The organism is Mastigocoleus testarum BC008, from assembly GCF_001456025.1.
GTDB lineage: Bacteria > Cyanobacteriota > Cyanobacteriia > Cyanobacteriales > Nostocaceae > Mastigocoleus > Mastigocoleus testarum.
In genome coordinates this window covers 23595-44024 of record NZ_LMTZ01000141.1, presented here as the reverse complement: position 1 = coordinate 44024, position 20430 = coordinate 23595, and the positions used below count along the sequence as shown (strand labels likewise).

At 39.6% G+C, this 20430-nt stretch carries 21 protein-coding genes; 12 read left to right on the top strand and 9 right to left on the bottom strand.

The features are described 5' to 3' along the window. Positions 1–17 precede the first annotated feature (17 nt). Together BC008_RS38060 and rph are read left to right on the top strand one after the other, a co-directional pair. Positions 18–1346: a GAF domain-containing sensor histidine kinase gene (locus tag BC008_RS38060; protein ID WP_058184518.1), complete on the top strand. Its 1329-nt coding sequence runs from the start codon at positions 18–20 to the stop codon at positions 1344–1346. A 123-nt stretch (positions 1347–1469) separates the two neighbouring features. Further along, positions 1470–2210 (top strand): ribonuclease PH, encoded by a 741-nt coding sequence (rph, locus tag BC008_RS38055; protein ID WP_027845874.1) that lies wholly within the window; start codon positions 1470–1472, stop codon positions 2208–2210. Positions 2211–2224: 14 nt separating this feature from the next. On the opposite strand, the gene BC008_RS52350 is transcribed toward rph, so the two are convergent. Continuing rightward, positions 2225–2356 (bottom strand): hypothetical protein, encoded by a 132-nt coding sequence (locus BC008_RS52350; protein WP_268768278.1) that lies wholly within the window; start codon positions 2354–2356, stop codon positions 2225–2227. Between the two features lie 244 nt (positions 2357–2600). Here BC008_RS52350 and BC008_RS38050 point away from each other — a divergent pair, with 244 nt between their 5' ends. From BC008_RS38050 to BC008_RS38025, 6 genes are all read left to right on the top strand, one after another. Next, on the top strand, positions 2601–3014 hold the full coding sequence (locus tag BC008_RS38050; protein WP_036268658.1) for a MerR family transcriptional regulator: 414 nt from the start codon (positions 2601–2603) through the stop codon (positions 3012–3014). Next, positions 2968–3390 carry a carboxymuconolactone decarboxylase family protein gene (locus BC008_RS38045; RefSeq protein ID WP_058184516.1) on the top strand — a complete coding sequence of 141 codons (423 nt, stop codon included), beginning with the start codon at positions 2968–2970 and terminating at the stop codon, positions 3388–3390. Before BC008_RS38050 ends, BC008_RS38045 begins: the two co-directional genes overlap by 47 nt. Positions 3391–3532: 142 nt before the next feature. Further along, positions 3533–4654, top strand: coding sequence for an alkene reductase (locus tag BC008_RS38040; protein WP_058184515.1), 1122 nt, complete (start codon positions 3533–3535; stop codon positions 4652–4654). 228 nt (positions 4655–4882) lie between these two features. Next, entirely contained in the window at positions 4883–5611 is a 729-nt protein-coding gene (gene pgl / locus BC008_RS38035) for a 6-phosphogluconolactonase (protein WP_027846603.1), read from the top strand. A 208-nt stretch (positions 5612–5819) separates the two neighbouring features. Continuing rightward, complete coding sequence (locus BC008_RS38030) at positions 5820–6806, top strand: FHA domain-containing protein (protein WP_058184513.1); 987 nt, start codon at positions 5820–5822, stop codon at positions 6804–6806. A gap of 310 nt (positions 6807–7116) precedes the next feature. Then, positions 7117–7863 (top strand): M50 family metallopeptidase, encoded by a 747-nt coding sequence (locus tag BC008_RS38025; protein WP_027843781.1) that lies wholly within the window; start codon positions 7117–7119, stop codon positions 7861–7863. Positions 7864–7944: 81 nt separating this feature from the next. Here the strand turns inward: BC008_RS38025 and BC008_RS38020 are convergent, their stop codons facing one another. The 3 genes from BC008_RS38020 to BC008_RS38010 all read right to left on the bottom strand — a co-directional run bounded on the left by BC008_RS38020 (position 7945) and on the right by BC008_RS38010 (position 11268). Continuing rightward, positions 7945–8535 carry a hypothetical protein gene (locus tag BC008_RS38020; protein WP_027843782.1) on the bottom strand — a complete coding sequence of 197 codons (591 nt, stop codon included), beginning with the start codon at positions 8533–8535 and terminating at the stop codon, positions 7945–7947. 199 nt (positions 8536–8734) lie between these two features. Beyond that, on the bottom strand, positions 8735–10612 hold the full coding sequence (locus BC008_RS38015; protein WP_027843783.1) for a bifunctional serine/threonine-protein kinase/formylglycine-generating enzyme family protein: 1878 nt from the start codon (positions 10610–10612) through the stop codon (positions 8735–8737). Positions 10613–10779: 167 nt separating this feature from the next. Beyond that, on the bottom strand, positions 10780–11268 hold the full coding sequence (locus tag BC008_RS38010; RefSeq protein WP_027843784.1) for a gluconokinase: 489 nt from the start codon (positions 11266–11268) through the stop codon (positions 10780–10782). Positions 11269–11282: 14 nt separating this feature from the next. Here BC008_RS38010 and BC008_RS52345 point away from each other — a divergent pair, with 14 nt between their 5' ends. Then, positions 11283–11414: a hypothetical protein gene (locus tag BC008_RS52345; protein WP_072207808.1), complete on the top strand. Its 132-nt coding sequence runs from the start codon at positions 11283–11285 to the stop codon at positions 11412–11414. A 42-nt stretch (positions 11415–11456) separates the two neighbouring features. Here the strand turns inward: BC008_RS52345 and BC008_RS38005 are convergent, their stop codons facing one another. Next, a complete protein-coding gene (locus BC008_RS38005; protein ID WP_027843785.1) occupies positions 11457–13412 on the bottom strand; it encodes a S9 family peptidase in 1956 nt (651 codons plus the stop codon). Positions 13413–13615: 203 nt separating this feature from the next. Between BC008_RS38005 and BC008_RS38000 the strand changes: the two genes are divergently transcribed. Then, positions 13616–14263, top strand: a complete 648-nt coding sequence (locus BC008_RS38000; RefSeq protein WP_027843786.1) for an HAD-IB family phosphatase — start codon at positions 13616–13618, stop codon at positions 14261–14263. Between the two features lie 74 nt (positions 14264–14337). Here BC008_RS38000 and BC008_RS37995 read toward each other — a convergent pair whose 3' ends face one another. Together BC008_RS37995 and bchI are read right to left on the bottom strand one after the other, a co-directional pair. Continuing rightward, positions 14338–14637, bottom strand: a complete 300-nt coding sequence (locus tag BC008_RS37995) for a hypothetical protein (RefSeq protein WP_058184511.1) — start codon at positions 14635–14637, stop codon at positions 14338–14340. Positions 14638–14791: 154 nt separating this feature from the next. Next, the gene (gene bchI, locus BC008_RS37990; RefSeq protein ID WP_027843787.1) at positions 14792–15913 is read right to left on the bottom strand and encodes a magnesium chelatase ATPase subunit I; all 1122 of its coding nucleotides are present in this window, start codon (positions 15911–15913) and stop codon (positions 14792–14794) included. A gap of 160 nt (positions 15914–16073) precedes the next feature. Here bchI and BC008_RS37985 point away from each other — a divergent pair, with 160 nt between their 5' ends. After that, a complete protein-coding gene (locus tag BC008_RS37985) occupies positions 16074–16721 on the top strand; it encodes a response regulator (protein WP_027843788.1) in 648 nt (215 codons plus the stop codon). A gap of 187 nt (positions 16722–16908) precedes the next feature. Here the strand turns inward: BC008_RS37985 and BC008_RS37980 are convergent, their stop codons facing one another. Further along, complete coding sequence (locus BC008_RS37980) at positions 16909–18276, bottom strand: sensor histidine kinase (RefSeq protein ID WP_058184508.1); 1368 nt, start codon at positions 18274–18276, stop codon at positions 16909–16911. Between the two features lie 371 nt (positions 18277–18647). Between BC008_RS37980 and BC008_RS37975 the strand changes: the two genes are divergently transcribed. Beyond that, positions 18648–20060, top strand: coding sequence for a serine hydrolase domain-containing protein (locus tag BC008_RS37975; protein WP_058184506.1), 1413 nt, complete (start codon positions 18648–18650; stop codon positions 20058–20060). A gap of 193 nt (positions 20061–20253) precedes the next feature. On the opposite strand, the gene BC008_RS50895 is transcribed toward BC008_RS37975, so the two are convergent. Continuing rightward, on the bottom strand, positions 20254–20358 hold the full coding sequence (locus tag BC008_RS50895; RefSeq protein WP_201026220.1) for a hypothetical protein: 105 nt from the start codon (positions 20356–20358) through the stop codon (positions 20254–20256). Between the last annotated feature and the right edge of the window lie 72 nt (positions 20359–20430).

The following is a 20430-nucleotide window of genomic DNA, read 5'->3' as shown; positions in this document are numbered from 1 at the left end:
CTTAACACTACAAAAAAATGCGTCGATGTCTTACAGTGAAAAATCGGAACGAACTCCAGGATAAACTTCAGGTTCGCGAACAAGTTACATCTCAAATCCAGGAAAAAACTTGTCCATTACAACAAGCACTCAATTTTGAGGCATCAATCAGACGGATTACTGAAAAAATTCGTGATAGTTTAGATGAAAGTCAGATTTTACAAACAGCGACTGAAGAATTAGCCAGAGTACTTCATATTGAGAGTTGTCATATTGAGCTTTACGATCAATATCATACAACTGCGATTGTTGCTTATGAATGCAGTAATATAGTATCTAAATCCCAGGGAATCAGTATAAGGATTGCAGACTTTCCTGAAGTTTATCAACAATTATTACAAAAAAAATCTTTACAATTTGTTGAAAATATTCCAGATTTAAATCATAAAGTAATTCAATCAGCTTGCTTAGCTTGCCCTATTTTTGAAAATCACGGAGTGGAGGGTATTTTAGGTAATCTATGGTTGCTCAGACCTAGAGAAGAAATATTTAAAGATGTTGAAGTGCGTTTGGTACAACAAATCGCTTCCCAGTGTGCGATCGCTATTCGCCAAGCACGACTTTATAAAGCTTCACAAATACAAGTTGAGGAATTAGCAAAACTGAATCGTCTTAAAGATGATTTTCTCAAAAGTGTTTCCCATGAGTTACGAACACCTATGAGTAGCATTCAACTTTCTATCCAAACTTTAGATAAGTTATTCGAAGCAGAAACTAATATCAAAAAATCACCTAAACTAGCAAAAGTTATAGATATATTTCATCACGCTTCCCAAAGGTACAATAAGTTAATTGATGACTTACTCACAGTGTGTCATATAGATGCAGAAGCTGAAAGTTTGACTTCTGAATTTATCGATTTAAATATTTTGATTCCGGAAATTGTGGAACCATTTTTTCCGGTAAGTAAAAATCAACAACAAGAATTAATAATTGACATAGAAGATAAATTACCTTTGTTAAAATCTGACGTTTCTATGTTGAAGCGGATTTTACATGAATTACTAAGCAATGCTTGCAAGTATACGCCAAATGGAGAAAGAATAATTATTATTGCTAAGTCAAATTTTTCAAAATTAGAGATTAGCGTTTTTAATAGTGGTGTAGAAATACCCCCCTCAGAGATAGAACATATTTTTGATAAATTTTACCGAGTTCCCAAAAATGACCCCTGGCGTTATGGTGGAACAGGTTTAGGGTTAACACTTGTCAAAAAAATGGTAGAACTTTTAGGTGGCGAAATTAATGTAGAAAGTCAAGATCGCCAAACAAAATTTTCTGTTTGCTTCCCTAGGGATATAACTTAATTTAGTTAAAAGCGATGTATAGTAATAAACCTTGTAACAAAAATGCTTGAATAGTTTACAGAGATTTTTGTGAAAAGATTGTCTTTTCGTTGTACCTTGTATTAAGTTTTTGAGGCATCTCAAATGGTTTGGCAGCGTCCGGACAATCGGCAACCCTATCAACTTCGTCCAGTTAATTTTGAAAAAGGTTTTACTCGTTTTGCTCCCGGTTCTGTGCTAGCAAAATGTGGTGATACTAAAGTCCTTTGTACTGTCAGCGTTAATGAAGGAGTTCCCAAGTTTCTTGCAAATACAGGGAAAGGTTGGTTGACAGCAGAGTATCGCATGCTACCTTCTGCAACTTCACAAAGACAAGCAAGGGAATTTTTAAAGCTATCTGGACGGACACAAGAAATTCAACGTTTGATTGGACGTAGTTTAAGAGCGGCGATTAATTTAGAAGCTTTAGGAGAGCGAACTTTAATAGTTGATGCAGATGTATTGCAAGCTGATGCAGGAACTAGAACCACAGCAATTACAGGTGGTTTTGTAGCATTAGCAGATGCAATTTCTTATTTGCTAAAACAAGGAATTTTAGAAAAATCTCCACTTGTCGGACAGGTCGCAGCAATATCTGTAGGTTTGTTGGAGGGAGAACCTTTTTTAGATCTCAATTATGAGGAAGATGTGGCTGCTAGCGTTGATTTTAACGTAGTCATGAACCAAAATTTGGGAATTATTGAAGTTCAGGGAACTGCTGAAGAAGGGTCTTTTAGTCGCAAACAATTAGGTGGACTTTTGGACTTTGCAGAAAAAGGTATTCAGCAATTATTAATTGCTCAGCAAGATGCTATCCCTGATTGGAATAACATTTATCAAGTTTAGTTTTTTAATTGGAATTAGTAATTGGAATTGGTAATTGGTAATTGGTAATGGGTAATGGGTAATGGGTAATTGGTAATGGGTAATGGGTAATGGGTAATGGCTAATTGGTGATTACCAAAACGGCTGTTGCTCTTTTTGCATTTCAATACACTGATGAATCTTCCTATTGCGATCGAGATAATATGCGTTCGAGATAATAATACCAAATCCGATTTTTAAAATCCCTTTATATTTTTTGGGATTTCCCCCCACACTTTCCACTCCCCCACACTTCTCTCTCTGATTCTAAAAGGGGTAATTAACCCGGACTTAGTATAATTTATTAATTTACTTCATCTCTATTTTTTTACCCTTGACTTAGAGTGTACTCTAAGTTGCAAACTAAGTTTTATGGATGCAGAATTGACCATTCAACAAGTTGCAGCCCTAACTCAACTGAGTACCTATACCTTGCGCTATTACGAGCAAATTGGGTTGCTAGATCGGATAAGCCGCGCTCCAAGCGGTCACCGTCGTTATTCTAAGCAGGATATCGCCTGGATAAATTTTCTTACCAAGCTCAGAGCTACAGGTATGTCGATTGTTAAAATGCAGCAATTTGCTAAACTTAGACGACAGGGAGATAGTACAATTCCTGAGCGAAGATTTTTGCTGGAAGTTCATCAGCAAGAGGTGCAAGAACAGTTGAATCGGCTCAATCAAAATTTAGCACTCATTCAAGACAAGATTAAACTCTACAAAAAAATGGAGTTGGATTATGACGACACAGGATCATCTGAAGAAAGCGGAAAAGAGCCGTTATGAGCGCGGTTGGGAAAAACTGTTAGAAATTGATGGTGATGCAGGAGAAAGTGTTATCAAAAGTCTGAAAAACATCGCACCCGATTTGGGACGCTACATAATTGAATTTGGATTTGGAGATGTTTACTCGCGATCGGGATTGGATTTACAGAAGAGAGAAATTGCGACAATTGCAGCATTAACAGCACTGGGTAATGCTCAACCCCAACTCAAAGTTCATATTAACGCTGCATTAAATGTCGGTTGTAGTCGCGAAGAAATTATTGAAGTAATTATCCAAATGGCTATTTATGCAGGTTTCCCCGCAGCATTAAACGCAATGTTTGTCGCCAAAGATGCTTTTTTCGAAAGAGATAGAAATAATATTACCTCTGCTTAATTATGCGGTAATGAAATTCTAACTACATCAACGCTTGTTGCATATGGATCCTAATTGCGATATATTTCTTTTATTCGGTATTATCGAATAAATATTGAGAACAAACTTCTTATCAATGCCATAAATATATTGGAGATCCATTATGTCATCAGTTGTACCAGTAGTAGATAATAAAGTTGCCTCGTTGTTCCAGCCCTGGGAACTAGGTGCAATCCGTTTGCAAAATCGAATTGTGATGGCACCTCTAACGCGAGGTAGAACTGGTGTTGAGAGAGTCCCCAATGACTTGATGTTAGAGTATTATACTCAACGTGTAGACGCAGGTTTGATTATTACGGAAGCAGCACAAATATCGGAACAAGGTATAGGTTGGATTGATACACCAGGAATTCATACCGCGGAGCAAGTGAAAGGCTGGCAAAAAATTACTGATGGAGTTCACAAGCAAGGTGGAAAAATTTTCTTGCAACTATGGCACACTGGTAGAGCTTCACATCCAGATTTTCAACCTGATGGTGCAATACCAGTTTCAGCCTCAGCAGTAAAGCCTGCGGGTGAAGTCCATGTTCCTGGAGGTAAAAAACCTTATGTAACTCCTCGTCCTCTGAAAACCGAAGAAATACCCTCAGTTGTACAGCAATATGTTGATGCAACAAAAAGAGCCCAAGAAGCTGGGTTTGATGGTGTAGAGATTCACGCAGCTAATGGTTACTTAATAGATCAATTTTTACGAGACTCTACTAATCAGAGAACAGATGCTTATGGTGGGAGTATTGAAAATCGTGCTCGATTTATGTTGGAAGTAACAGAAGCCGTAGTGGATGCTTGGAGTTCGGACAGAGTAGGTATTAGATTATCGCCAACAAACGCCTTTAATGATATAAGCGATCGCGACCCTATTGCCCTATTCACTTATGCGACCGAAGTGCTCAACCAATTCAATTTAGCTTATCTTCACGTTCTGGAAGCATTACCAGGTCACGTGTTAGCAAATGATATTGGAGAACGCGTAGCTCCTCATATGCGACGAGCATTTAAGGGTACATTTATGATTAACGGTGGTTATGATGCTCTCATGGGTGCTGAAGCGATTGACAATAGTAAAACAGACTTAGTCGCCTACGGCGTTCCTTTCATTGCAAATCCAGACCTAGTGGAACGCTTTCGCCGCAGTGCGCCGCTAAACCAGCCCGATCCTTCTACATTCTATAGTCCAGGTACTAAAGGTTATACAGATTATCCAGTGTTATCAGTTGTCAGTTAACAGTTATTATTTTATGGCTTACGCCATACCCTTACCGACTAGAACTCCTTATCCCCATATGCCGCTTGCGGCGGCGGCACGCAGTGCTTATGGGTAACGCCACGCTTCCGCTAACACCAGTCGCCAATCCCCCACTTTCCTTAAAAGTTTCAAAAAGTAAAGCACATACCATAATAATTTCGCTATCGTATTGCCAGAAGAGAAGTCGGCAATATAATGACAATAGCGATGAACAAAAAGATCGAAGTTTTATCAGACAAACCAGCATTAGTAAACAGAGCCCTGGAACTAATTTTGTCTAAGATAGAGCCAGCTATTCAACAAAGAGGTCAATTCACCATCGCCCTGTCTGGTGGTAGTACACCCAAGCCGTTGTACGAAGCGATCGCAAATCAAAAACTACCATGGGATAAAATTCATGTGTTTTGGGGAGATGAGAGATATGTTTCCCCAGAACATCAAGATAGCAATCAATTGATGGCTCGCCGTGCGTGGCTAGACAAAGTGGAAATAAGCGAAAGTAATATTCATCCAATGCCTACCGATGCAGCACAACCAAGTCAAGCAGCTGTAAAATATGAGGAACACTTACAAAAATTTTTCCAAGTATCTCCTGGAGAGTTTCCAGCTTTAGATGTTAATTTGTTAGGGATGGGCGACGATGCTCACACAGCTTCTTTATTTCCCCATACAGAAGCACTCGCAGTAAAAGATCGCCTAGTAACAGTAGGTAATAAAGATGGAAATTCTCGCCTCACCTTTACATACCCATTTATTAATGCTGCCAGGTGCGTAATTTTTTTAGTTGCTGGTGAAAATAAAAAACCGGCGTTAGCACAGGTCTTCGCTCCCCAAGCTGACTCGTCCACCTATCCGTCTCGCTTAATCCAACCCCAAGGCGAACTTTGGTGGTTATTCGATCAAGCAGCAGGCAGTGAAGTCGCCCACCAAAAATAGGGTTTGATCCGCGCAATTTAAGCGTAAAGTTTATTTTGTGAATATGAGTCATGCTAGCGTTTCCTGCAGGGTGTATTAGCCCATAGTTTTGCGAGCATAGCATGACCCTAATTGTTATGTTTGGAGTTATGAGTATCGAAAGCTAAAATTGCTCAATACTGTGCTTGCACAACTTTAAGATTAAGATGATGAATAAGGGCTTAATTCCATGATTGTCTGTCCAAATTGCAGCCATCCCAACCCAGATGGTGCAGTGCAATGCGAAGCTTGTTATACTCCTTTACCAATGACAACAAGTTGTCCTAACTGTGGAGCAACAGTTCAGGCTGATGCTTCCTTCTGTGGTCAATGTGGTTATAACCTTCGTTCGGCTGCTAGCGCTAATGCTGCACCCACAATTGCTCCCGATATTCCTCCTTTAGAAGTACCGCCTTTGGTATCTCCCGATCCAATTCCATCATCAGAGCCAATGGTGGTAACCACATCTAGCGATCCCCAATTTCCAGATCCTTCACCTTTACCGCCCACTGCAGTTGCAGCTCCTAACTCAAATCCAGAACCTTTTCCAGTTAATCCTGAAGAAGCTGCAGAGTCTTTATTGGACCCGATGTTTCTGGAACAAGAGGAAATCTCACCACCAGAACCTCCAAAGCCAGAACCTCCCGAAGCAGAAGCAGAAAGTTATAGTTCTGAGGTTCCTGACGATTCATTTCCACAAATTCCAGAAGGTAGTGTTCCTCCGCCAGTAATTAGTCCAGAAGTACCAGATTTTCAGGTAGAAGCACCATCTCCAGATCCAATTCAAGCACCACTATCATCCCCAGCACCTCCATCACCCGCACCAGCAGCAAGGACACAACTGCAACAGGTGTGTGGAAGATTAGTTCACTTGCAAAGCGATCGGGAAATCGAACTACCACAAAATCTTTCTGTAATTCATATTGGTAAGCCTAACGACCGTATTCCTCCGGATATTGATGTATCAGGTTTTCCTAATTCTGAGATTGTTTCGCGAATTCATTCAGATATTCGCGTTGAAGGAGATGCCTACTATATAGAAGATGTGGGTAGTTCCAATGGAACTTACATCAATAACTTACCCTTGTTACCAGGAAATCGGCACCGTCTCAGACCTGGCGATCGCGTAAGCTTGGGTAAAGGAGATTTAGTAACTTTCTTGTTCCAAATTTCCTAGCAAATTGTATTTTTAATTCTTGTCCCCAAAACAACTCTGGTTGAGAAATATATATTTTCTCCAGATGTTGAGGGGATTTGTTATTGGTAAGTCAGAAGTCAGGAGTCAGGAGTCAGGGGTCAGGAATTGGAAATTAACAATCAGGAATTAAAAGTGATAATTTACTCGGGAAAAATGTAGATTTAGTATCATAAACAACAAAATAACAAAATAACCTTATTAATCAATTCCGACACACAAAAAAACAAAAGTTAGGATAGAAAAAAGTTCACTATTATTAATTGGGTTAAAAATTAAAGGTTACCAACCCATGAAGGAATCAAAAAAATATTTAGAATATTTATATTCTAGTCAAGCTCCCAGTATTGTAAGTCGCATGGGATTTACTTGGCTGATTGCAGCAGCGTTTGTGACTATTATTTTGTGGCAAATACCTGCAGGAGACTACATTTTATACCCATTTTCAATTTTGGCAACCTGGTTCCATGAAATGGGTCATGGTTTGATGGCATTATTATTAGGGGGAAATTTTCAGCAGCTACAAATTTTTTCTAATGGTTCGGGTGTAGCAACTTACAGTTTAGCTAGATCGTTAGCACCGATTGGTCCATCACTAGTTGCAGCAGCAGGACCTATGGGACCACCAATTGCTGGTTCTGCTCTGATTTTGGCTTCCCGTAGTTTTAAAGCAGCTTCTTTAAGTTTAAAAATTTTAGGTGGATTTCTCATAATTTCAAGTCTTTTATGGGTAAGATCGCCTTTTGGTTTGATCGCAATACCCGTTTTGGGTTTAATTACTTTATTGGTTGGTTTGAAAGCACCTCGTTGGTTACAAGGCTTTGCAATTCAATTTTTGGGAGTCCAGGCTTGTATTAGTACATTTCACCAACTTGACTATTTATTTAGCTATTCCGCTGGGAATTTGGGACTTTCCGATACAGCACAAATTCAAAATAATTTGTTGTTACCTTATTGGTTCTGGGGAGGATTAATGGCGATCGCATCCTTCGCAATGCTGTTCCAAAGTTTGCGGATCGCCTATAGCAAAGGACAGTGAACAGGGAACAGTTAACAGTTCACAGAAACTGATAACTGTAGCCCGTAAGGGCGTGGCGTTAGCCATAAACTGACAACTGATTCACCCAAATGGTTGACCCCAATATTGCCAATTTTCCTTATTAAATGGGGGCTTCCATTTTTGAATTAAGGCTAATTCTAGTTCTTGTCTGGGTCGGGTTTTTTCTGGTGCGTCCCACCAAAAAGCTATGTTGACTGCTGTATTTAACTCATATTTGTAATGTAAATCTAGATACTTTTCAATGTAACGCTTACAATCGTGCGTCCCTTTCCATCTTTTATTTGATTTACAAGTTTCACCAATATAAAGCAGTAGATCGGTAGCCATATCTATAACGAAATAAAGACAAGCCTGACCGGGACTATCCGTTGGTAAACGATAAAATGACAGGGGTGATGGTTTGAGATTAAAAGGATCGATAATATCTGGATCTACATGTTTTGGAGATTCACAAAAAACCACAGCCGGTGAAAGTGCAAATAAACTTTCCTGCTTTACTGGTTGAGTTTTTTTAATCCTTTGTTGGTGGGAAAATATTCGCATTTTCCACTTACTTAAAGCAGCAACATCCATGGTTAAAACCGGTGGTTTGTTGCTGGAAATAGTATTAATCTCTGATTGTGAGAATAAGTCGAGCTGATTGGGTTTCAAGGCATTCCCATTGAATGCATCTTGGGAATGTTAGCATAAATGGGGATTGGGAATTGGGGACTGGCGTTCGGAGCGCACGCTCCGCGTACGAACAGGGATTGGCGACTGGGGACTGGCGATCGGGGACTAATAAATTAATTACTTCTTACTTCTTACTTCTTACTCCTGACTCCTGACTCCTGACTCCTTACTTCTTACTTCAGTTCAAAACATAATCGCGATCGCAGACAACCCGAAAGCCACAAGTATAACCAAAAATATCCGGTTTGCGTAAATCTCGAGCTGCAGAACGACACTTCTCAGGAGCAACATTCCACGAACCACCCCTTACCACTCGGAAAGAATCAGGTTTACTGATCCAAGGGCGACTATCAGTAGGAGCTTTTTCATAATTTGCATGCCAAGTATCTTGACACCACTCCCAAACATTACCGTGCATATCATATAACCCGAAAGCATTAGGCAGAAAACTTCCTACAGGTGTAGTTCCCTGAACATGCTTACTTCTGGGTCCAGAAGCATAAGTTTTAGTACTGTCATAATTGGCAAGCTTAGCATGAATTGTTTCACCGAAATGAAATGGTGTAGTCGTTCCGGCTCGACAAGCATATTCCCACTCAACTTCACTAGGTAAACGATAGGTTTTGCCGGTCATTTGAGTTAATTTTTCACAAAACTCAACTGCTTTGTGCCAATTCACTCTATCTACGGGTCGCCTTACTCCTTTAAAATCAGAGGGGTTTTCACCTATTATTTTTTTATATTGCTCTTGGGTAACTTGAAATTTACCCATGAAAAAAGGAGCGACCTTAACGTGATGTAGTGGTGCTTCATCATTTCTTCTTCCTTCCTCGGTTTGTGGTGAACCCATGCGAAATTCACCGCCGGGAATTTCCACCATCTCCAATATGAGACCATTTCCTAATTTTTCCGCGAAACACCTCGTACGAGCAGGACGACGATTAGTAACTTCTCCACGGCTATTAACTGTTACAACTTCAAAGTCAAAAGTCTCAAGATTAAATCCCTTATTATTTGCAGTCGGAGTTAGTTGAGGAAATGCTTTTGGGGGAATTTTTGCTGTAGATTCCTTGGGTTTGCTCGCAGTCTGAGCTACTTTCTTATTGCGTTCAGAATTTGCTCTGATGATGGTTTGTCCTCCAACCGCAAGCAAAAAACCACCTCCCGCTAAGCCGAGAACTTCCAGAGTTTTGCGACGCGAAAGATATTTCCCTTTCCCAGATAAAGGCAAGGAAGGTATTGATACTTGATGGTCGTTGAGGTCGGAGCTTAAAGCTTTTAATGCATCACGTGCAGAAGAATAACGTAGGCTATGATGACGCCGCACCATCGTGTTGATAATTTCTCCAAAGCGCCGACTAACTCTCGCTTGGTTTCGCCAAATAATTTCCCCTGTCTCGGGATTTTCTTCTAATTTAGAAGGCAAAATTCCAGTTAAAGCCTGAATTGCAGTCATCCCTAAGGCATATATATCACTTGCCAAACAGGGTCTACCCAAACTTTGTTCGCTGGACATATATCCTGGCGTTCCAATGATAACACTCGAAGCAACTTGACCTTGAGTGTCTACCAACAAACTTCCTATTTCTTTTACCGCGCCGAAATCTATTAGGAAAATTCTGCCATCAGCATTACGTACCAAATTTTGGGGTTTAATATCGCGATGAATGACTCCGTACCGATGAATAAAGGAAAGTACCTCCAAGACTTCTTTTAAGAATTTAATAACATAACCTTCACTTAGACGTCTTCCTGGAGATATTTCTTGACTTAAATTTTGTCCATCAATAAATTCTTGAACAATATAAAGACTTGGACCTTCTCGAAAATGATTTAGCAATTGAGGTATCTGAGGGTGCATCCCCAACTTGCTCAAGGTAGCTGCTTCCTTCTCAAAACAATCTACAACTTCAGGGTAAGCTTGATTAGGACGTAGTTGCTTGACTACGCATGAAGGATTATTTGGTTGCAAAATATCTCTTGCAACGTAAGTGATTGCAAAGCCTCCCCCACCTAATTTACGGGTAAGTTCATAGCGTCCTGCCAGTATAGTCACGGTTCAATCGAATGTTTCAGACCTTGGTTAGTTCAGAGTATAAATGTAGGTCTGAGACTCTGACAAGAAGATAAAATGAAGAACAGTAATTTTTATTTCATTAAATTTTATGTATTAAATTAATTTTCAATTAATATTCTCAAAGTAATGAAAATCATTATCGCTAATTAACTGCTTCTTAATATTTCTCTAATAGTTGCCACTATTTTTTCTGGTGGATTTGAAATATCTATTGTTGGGATATTAGAAGGTTCTTCCAAAACATCAAATTGATTTTTCAAAAGTCTTTCCGACATAAAATGATTTTCACGTTTTTGTAAGCGCTTTTGAATCAATTCAAAAGATCCTTTGAGGTAAATAAATTGGATATTTTCTCTGTCTATTAATAGCAACTGACGATAACTTTCTTTCAAAGCCGAACAAGCCATTATTATGTTTTGATTTTCCTGCAACCATTTTGCGATCGCATCTGCTATAGCTTGCAACCATGGCATTCGATCGCTATCCTCTAAAGGAATTGCAGCTTGCATTTTTTCAATATTTTTTGCTGAATGGAAATCGTCAGCGTCATAAAATTGCCAGTTGAGTGAGTCTGCGAGTTGTTTACCAATCGTAGTTTTACCAGAACCAGACACACCTATGAGGATTATTATCATGTGTATTAGGGAGTGTGGGGAGTGTGGGAAGTGTGGGAAGTGTGGGGAGTGTGGGGAGTGTGGGAAGTGTGGGGAGTGTGGGGAGTGTGGGGAGTGTGGGAAGTGTGGGGAGTGTGGGGAGTGTGGGGAGTGTGGGAGGAATGTAATACTCATTACCCATTACCAACTACCCATTACCCAACACATATTTATTTCAACAAAAAGCGTTTAACAAACATCACCGTAGAGTAAAACTGAAAGTCAACATTTTTCTTCTTACTAAAGCCATGTCCTTCGTCCTTCGCCATTAAATACCAAACAGGGACATCATTTTTTCTAACTGTCGCTACTATTTGCTCTGCTTCCTTCAAAGGAACACGGGGATCGTTTTTACCATGGATAACAAATAAAGGTACGGTTATTTTATCCGCATTATTTACGGGAGAAATATTCAGTAAAAATTCCCGCATTTTTGGATCCCGTTCGTCTCCATATTCCACCCGTCGCAAATCTCGTCGATAGCTTTCGGTGTTTTCCAGAAAGGTTACAAAATTAGAAATTCCAACAATATCGATCGCCGCACGAATTTTATTACTATATTTAGTTGCTACGGCTAAAGACATATAGCCACCGTAACTACCTCCGGTTACTAGGATCCGATTTTTGTCCAAATTCGGTTGAGTACCGATCCAATCTAACAACGCGCCAATGTCTTTTACTGAGTCTTCGCGCTTATAATCGTTATCCAACTTTAAAAAGGTTTTGCCATATCCAGCAGAACCGCGAACATTAGGAAATAAAACTGCAACTCCCAATTCATTGAGGTAGTAATTTAAACGCCCCAAAAATGTTGGTCGAAACTGTCCTTCGGGACCACCATGAATGTTAATTATTACCGGACGTTTACCTTTAAACTTGGCAGGAGGACGATATAGAAAGCCAGAGATGATTTTATCGTCGAAACTTTTCCAACGTACTAATTCTGCTTCAGGGAAATTTTCGGTGTTCAATCCCCCCGTTTCACTTTCTGTCCAACGTTCAACTTTATTATTAATAATATTCAAAGAATAAACATCTGCTGTTGAACGAGCTGAAACTAGTGTAAAACCTAAATCTTGGTTGTTACGGTGCCATCTTACACCATATATTTGCCCTACAGGTAATTTTGGTAGTGGTTTTTCCTTCCTTGTGGTGGTATCCAATATATGTAAAACCCCCGTACCATCTTCGTTGGTCACAAAGGCGAGATTCTTACCATCTTCCGAAAGGTCAAAATCTTCCACATCCCAAGGAATATCACTGGTTAAATAAGTATGCTCAAAAGTTGTGAGATTCAGATAAGCTAATCGAGAAAATTCTGAGTCGCGATCAGTTATGACATATAAACCTTTACCATCTTTAGCAAAGATCCCGCCATTGTAAGCAACCTTCTCTTTACCCTCTTTTTTGGCTGTAATTAAACTTTTGTCACCCGTACGAGTATCAAATAGCCACAAATAGCTTTCGTTAATCGAAACATACTCGAGCATCAAAAACTGAGAATCATCAGGAGACCAATTCAAACCAAACCAACCACCCCCATCCACCTCAGCTAGCAATTTATCGCTTTCAGGCTTTTGAGGTTGGATAATATATAGATCTCTATCCTTACCGGTGCGTCTGGTGGAAGAATAGATCATGCGATCCCCGCTATTAGACCAAACACCACGACTGTTTTTTGACTTTCCATCAGTCAGTAGTTTAATATCACCAGTTGCAAAATCATAGCGAAAGTTCTGGTTGAATTCATTACCTCCAATATCTTTACTGAAAACAAAATAATTACCTTTTGACGGTTGGAAAGTTGCACCACTAACCCTTTCTGAGAAAAAAGTTAGTTGTTTGCGAGCAGCCAAAGGGAATTCAACTAAATGAACCTGACGGGTATCGCCAAAGCGAGTTGATATTAGCATTTGCCGCTTGGTAGGATGCCAACTAGCAATACTCGCAGACCTAAACTGGGTATAACGTTCGACTGTATCCACTAGCGAAACTGGAATTGGGGGGAGACCTTCAACAACAAGATTGTCTCCAGGAGTAATCGTAGGCTGTTGTGCAGAAACCATGAGAACAGGTAGCAAAAATACTGCGAGCAGGGTAGCAAAAAATCTTGAGAAAAAATGCATCTCATCATTATGCCAAATAGGAAATAAAATTGAGCAGTTTATAGCATATATTGTCCGTAGTGCTGATAGCTATTAGTTGTTTCAAGAGTATTCATTTCTAAAAGGATTGAGGACAAAAAATCCCCCATAAACGGTTTGTGTGAGCGTGCTGCAACTATAAACAACTGATAAGATACTCATTATAGATAAGGAAGCATCGGATCGTGGCTAACAGCAAAATTATTATTTTTGATTGTGATAGTACCCTAAGCAGTATCGAAGGAATTGATGAATTAGCACGAACTGCAGGTGATGATGTTAGTCAGCAAATTGTCCAGATGACCAATGAGGCAATGGGAGGTAAGATCCCCATTGAAAGTGTTTTTGCAAAACGTTTAGAAATTATTAAACCTTCACGAGATGCTGTTGCAAAAACCGGCGAACTTTATGTTCAAATGGTTGAACCTAATGCAAAACAAGTAATTGCAACTCTCAAGCAAAAGGGATGGACGCCATTTATTTTAAGTGCTGGATACGTACAAGCGATCGCACCTTTAGCCAAATATCTTGGTGTTGAATCGTCGATTGAAGCTGTTGAATTATTCTTTAACGAAGACGGTAGTTACCGAGATTTTGATCGCGATTATCCTACAACTCGAAATGGAGGGAAATTAGAAGTCGTAGAAAAATTACGTCATAAATTTGCGCCAGAAAAAATAATTATGGTAGGTGATGGTGTCAGCGATTTGGAAACCAAGCCAGGAGTGGATCTTTTTGTTGGATTTGGGCGTTACGCTGTAAGAGAAAAAGTGCAAGCCGAAGCTAGTTGCTATATATATGATTTTAATGAACTCTTATCATATGTTTTTTAAGCCCCATCACACCTGCAGCACAGTTAAAGTGGGGAACGGCTAAAAAAGCAACACTATAAACATACTTTTAGACTTTAAAGATGCTGTATCAGATCTGCAAAACCATAGATACTGACAACAAGTAATAAAACTGCTGTAATTTGTGTAATCAGGGTCCGGGGCGACGGTGACATCACTTCTCGCACTAAAATTGATAAAGATGCTCCAACTACAAAGCTCAGACCTAAGATTAAAAATGCCTCTTTTCCAGGGAAAAGTGTAGAAATTGCCAGCATAATAATCGCCAAGGATAACATCAAAAGTTCAACAAACCTAGGCGGATTGTGCTGGCTGGATAAAATTACAGCATTTAACCAAAAGCGCCAAAATCTCATGAATAATGGGGATTGGGGATTGGGTAGTGAGTAATGAGTAATGAGTAATGTTAGCGTAGCGGGGCGCGACCTAGCGTAAGCGTACTGTAAGTATTGCGCACAGTAATGAGTAATGGGTGTAGTTACTGCATTGTTGGTATCTGACAACTAAAAGTTAATTTCTAGCTCCAACTTTTCTACTGGTACCATTACTTTGATTTACATCTTCTGGGAGTTCTACCCCGAATACCCGAGCAAATGCTTTTTCAACTTTATAACCAGAATCAATTGACTCGAGGGGGTCTTTCCGGAGTCGGTGACGCAAACACAAGGTAATAACTCTACGAATGTCATCAACTGTTACTTCCTTGCGAGCTTCAAAAGCTGTCAAAGCTTTAGCTGCACGATTAGTAACAATATCGCCACGCAAACCATCCACATCTAATTCCGAACAAACCTCAGAAATCTTCACCCGTAGTTCGTAATCGAGGTTTACTGAGGATAAATTTTCCTGTGCTGTGACAATGCGCTTTTGTAGTTCTTCTTGTTCTGAGTGATATTTTTCCAGAAAACTAGGAGGATTTTGGTCAAATTCTGAACGCTGTTCGACGATTTGTACCCTTAATGCTGGTTCTTTAACAGTATGAATTTCAGCATGCATCCCAAAACGGTCAAGTAATTGGGGACGCAATTCCCCTTCTTCTGGGTTACCGGAACCTACTAAAACAAAACGTGCGGGGTGACGAATGGAAATACCTTCCCGTTCTACTGTATTCCAACCACTTGCAGCCGAATCTAATAATACATCAACTAGGTGGTCGTCAAGTAAGTTAACTTCATCCACGTAAAGAATACCCCGGTTAGCTTTTGCCAAAAGTCCGGGTTCAAATGCTTTAACACCTTCAGATAAAGCTTTTTCAATATCAATTGTGCCGCAAACCCGGTCTTCAGTTGCACCCAAAGGTAAATCTACCATTTGCACTTTTGCTCGGGTTACTTCTGGATCAACCCCTTGCTCTACTTGCTCGCGGACTCCATCGCTCATCAATTCTGGATCTTGAGGATCCGAATTGAAAGGGTCGTTTGCAACCACGGCAATTTCTGGTAATAAATCAGCTAAAGCCCTGATTGTTGTTGATTTTCCAGTACCGCGATCGCCCATGATCATCACGCCACCGATTTTGGGGTCGATCGTGTTCAATATCAGAGCCAGTTTCATTTCTTCCTGACCCACAATTGCTGTAAATGGAAATACTACACGACCTTTCATTGCCGAAGTTTGAGCAGTAGGACTCACTAAATTAACCTTAACCTTATCTATATTTTTTTCTTAGTGTCTTATTATTGTGCCACAATTGTCGTTTTTAAAATTTTTCATATATCTAGAGATAGTAAGCGTGCAAATTATGGGATGCTGTTTTTTGATGTTCGGATAAAGTACCTCTACAGTCTTACAGATGAACGCACAAACCCCACCCCAAAGAATTTTAATTGTGGAAGACGATCCAGTCATGCAGTTAGGTTTGGAGCAGTTCTTTGAGGAATCTTCCCAATACCAAATTGTAGGGATAGCAGCAGATGGTTACCTGGGTGTAGAAACTGCAATAAAACTTCAGCCCGATTTAGTGATTATGGATCTTGGTCTTCCCAGATTGGATGGAATTGCGGCAACACAACAAATAAAGACTAATCTATCAACAGTCAGGGTTGTAATATTAACTTCCCATAATGATGAAACGGAAATGATTGCTGCTCTTGCTAGTGGTGCTGATGCTTGTTGTATCAAAGGTACCAGTTTGGAGCAATTATTGATCGCAATAAATGCTGCTGAGGTTGGTGCAACATATCTGGATCCCCAAATAGCTCGTAAAGTTATTGATAATCTTAAACCGCCTGTGTCCCATAACAATATAAGTGAGCTTTCCAATCGAGAACTAGAAGTTCTAACACTTATAGTTGAAGGTCGAACTAATCCAGAAATTGCAACACAACTGTATATAAGTTTGAGTACTGTGAAAACTCATATCCGCAGTATTATGAACAAACTTGCTGTTAACGATCGCGTCCAAGCTGCTGTTGTAGCTTTACGTAAAGGATTAATTTGATATTTAACGCCCATTACTTATTACTGTGCGCTGTAGACACTAAAGTGTCTCACTTTGTGAACGCGCCCCGCTTACGCTAACATTACTTATTACTCATTACTTGTTACTTATTACTTATTACTCATTACTCATTACTTATTACTTATTACTCATTACTTATTACTTATTACTTATTACTCATTACTTATTACTCAATAATCGGTAGGGTAAACCAAAATGTTGAACCTATTCCCGGTTGACTTTGGACCCCAATATTTCCACCATGAGCGATAATAACTTGTCTGCACACATATAACCCTAAACCTAAACCAGGCATAAAACGAGCATTTTCGCCTCGCGTGTAAAGTTCAAATATTCGCTTACATTGGTTTTGAGTTATACCTACACCATTATCTCGAACTCGACAAAGAATTTTTTCTCCTTGAGGATTTGCATCTATTGTTAAGGTGATTTCGTAAGGATTATGTTTTAGAGCATTGCTAATCAAATTGCTGAATACTCGACTCAACTGGGTGGGGTCAGCACAAATTAAAGGTAAATTATCGCTTAATAAGTTATGAACAGTGGTATTGTTTTCTCTAATAAACGGTTCTAAATCATAAAGAACTGAATTTACCACAGTACTAACTTTTATTGGTTCGCAATGGAGTTTCACACCCTGCACCTCCAAGGTGTAAGCTTCCCGCAAAGATTGAATTAGATTGATTTGGCGGGAGTTACCCTCTAGCAAACGTTTGAGAATTTTTGAACTGACAATTACTTCTGAATCGGACTTTTTGAGCAAGTTTTGAAATACAATTGCGTTACCCATCAATGGGGTACATAGGTCATGGGAAATAGCATGTAGAAAAATTCGTAATTCTCGGCGCGATTCAAACTCATTACGTTGCAAGCGATCGTAGGAATATACACCCAAGTCACAGATAAAGCAGAACCAAAATATGAACAATATAAGTTCTACAGTGATAAGTGGATAGCTCCGGTATAAGTTGGTAAAACCAAGTACGGAATTGACGCCTATATAGTAGCCCAGTAGAAGTAATTGAGATAGGAGATGCAGTCGCCAGCGTACAGGCATAATAGTTGCTTGTGCAGTGAATGTTAAACCCCAACCACCAAGATTGAGTATTGCAACACCACAGAAAGTCCCAATTATTTGTTGGATCAGTGTTAATGAGAAGAATACGCACAAAAAAAGTGCGCCTGGATATTTGCGACCAAATTTGGTTTTGTGAAATTTTAGACAAACCAGTAAAAAAAATCCCATAACCAAGTTTTCTATCACCAAAAGATGTTTTAACTCTTGGGGATAAAATTCAGTTTGATTCAGATAGAAAATACGGTAACAATCTAAGACAAAGCTACAGAAGATGACAGGAAATGCTACCCAAAAGCACAGACCAAGACGTCGCCATAGAAATTGATTTCGCCAAGCTATGTAGTCTGCGGAGTCATTAGAATAAATTAATTGCTTAAATCGCTGGGAAATTTGGCGAAAGAGCCAACTGAAAATAGCTTTACCTGTTAACAATAACTTACTGGCGAGGGATGCCATAAGGCAAAAATAGTAGGTTGCTCAAAAATTCACTGTTCAATTCTGAGCAGTGGAGTATTTTTAGGGGTTTAGCTCGAAATTAACATTAATAGCCATCTGAAAATATCGTCCGGTCGGTCATTTTATCTGGTCTTTTTGGTTTCTCCACTCGGTTGATGTGTAGCCGGAGCACCTAATTGTAAATTGACTGAGGGTGAACCAATAACCCAAACAAACAAAATAGTTAAAGCCTGTGGTTCAGTTCTAAAAATTTTGCTCCTTGCGACCCTCCTTTTTTAGGAGGGCTTACTTGAACTAATCCTATTGAAGTTAACAGCTTCAAGAAACTGTCATACAAGTAATGTCATGCAAGTAAATAGAGGAAAGAAAATATGAACTTATTGTGGAAGATTTCTGTTAGGGCAACTTTAGCATCAATGTTGATGGTCAGTATAGCAGGAACAGTTCAAGTTATACCGATTGCTTTGAGTATGGAAAACATAAATATCAAAGTCAATGGAAAAATATCTAATAGTATTTTTAATTTATCGAAGAAAAGATTTGTAGCCCTAATTGATAATGAGAATGAAGGGGAGCAAACTTGGAAAAATTGGAAACAAAAAAAGCAAGAATTAAAAGAACGAAGACAAGGTCGAAAGAAAGGACGAAAACGTAAAAGAATCAGTGCAGAATTAGCCCAAAAATTACAAGTCACACTAGACCAAGTAGTTGAAGATAATCAACTTCCTGGTGCAACTGTGGGAATAGTCACCCCTCAAGGGATGTGGTTCGGAGCAAGCGGTGTTTCTAACCTAGAAACAAAAGAACCGATGCGAGTAAATGACATATTTGGTGTTGGTAGTGTTACCAAGATATTTACAGCTGTGACAGTACTAAAGTTGGTAGAGGAAGGAATACTAAGTCTGGACGATACCCTGGAAAAATGGCTTCCTGAAGTCGCAAGTAAAATAACTGACGGTAAAACTATTACGATTCGCCAACTCCTAAACGGTACAGCTGGCGTTTACAATTACCCAGATGATGAAAAATTCCTAGCAGATTATATTGCCGAAACTCAAAAGCAATTTGCTACTGGTGAAGTTAAACGTTGGCGTCCGGAAGAATTACTTGAATATGTTTACGGTAAACCGCGCTTTCAGGGAGGGGGATGTATTGGTGGTAAATGGTGTTATACCAATACAAGCAGTGTTTTAGCTGGGATGATTGTGGAAAAAGCCACAGGTTCATCTTTCGCCAGAGTTCTCCGCGATAAAGTTCTCAATCCCCTGCGGCTCAAACATACATTTTTTAGTGGAGATGAGGACATTGTCGGTAGACAGGCTCGTGGTTATCAAGATTTATTTAAAGCTGATGGGAGTTTTGGTCAAGATGGTATCCCCGACGATCTCACCGAAGCTAATTTTTCAGCATATTGGGCAAATGGCGCGCTGTTCTCCAATGCGAAAGACTTAACAAGGTTCATGCTGGCGCTTTCTGGAGATAAGTTACTCGAGCCAGAATCCCTGAACCAAATGCTGACCTTTATAGATATAAGTCAGTTCGGTTTAGGTACAGAGTCCAGGGAATTCCCTTGGGGAAAAGCTTGGGGTAAGGGTGGTGACCACCCTGGATATCAAGCTTATGCTCTACACTTCCCTGATAGTGGCATCACTATTGTTACTTTAGTGAATCGACAATATGAGATTGAAAATCCAGAAAAACAGTTCACAGCGCTAACACCTGCTGTATACACTGCTATTCTCAATACTTTGCAAGCAGAAATTCAAGAAAATAGCTCCCAATAACTAATTTTGCGATATCCCCACAGCCAAATAATCATTACTCCTAAACCACTTACTGCAACTACTATGTTGGGATAAAAAACCATTAAAGTTTCGCTAGTTTCCAAGATGTGATCGCAGTTTTCAGTGGAGAAGTTTTAGCAATTCCCGCTGCTGCATATGCAGCTAAACATACTGGAGGTGTAACATTAGAATCCTAGGAAAGCCAAAAAATAATTAAGTGAGCTAACTGTCCTCCAACGGAAGCCGCTGTTTCCACTCCTGCGGCAAAATCGGCTTTGAAACCAGTCCATTTCATCATTGGAATAGTAATCTAACCAGTAGAAACCGTATTAGGGATAGTCCTAAAAAAATCACAATGGCGATCGCATCT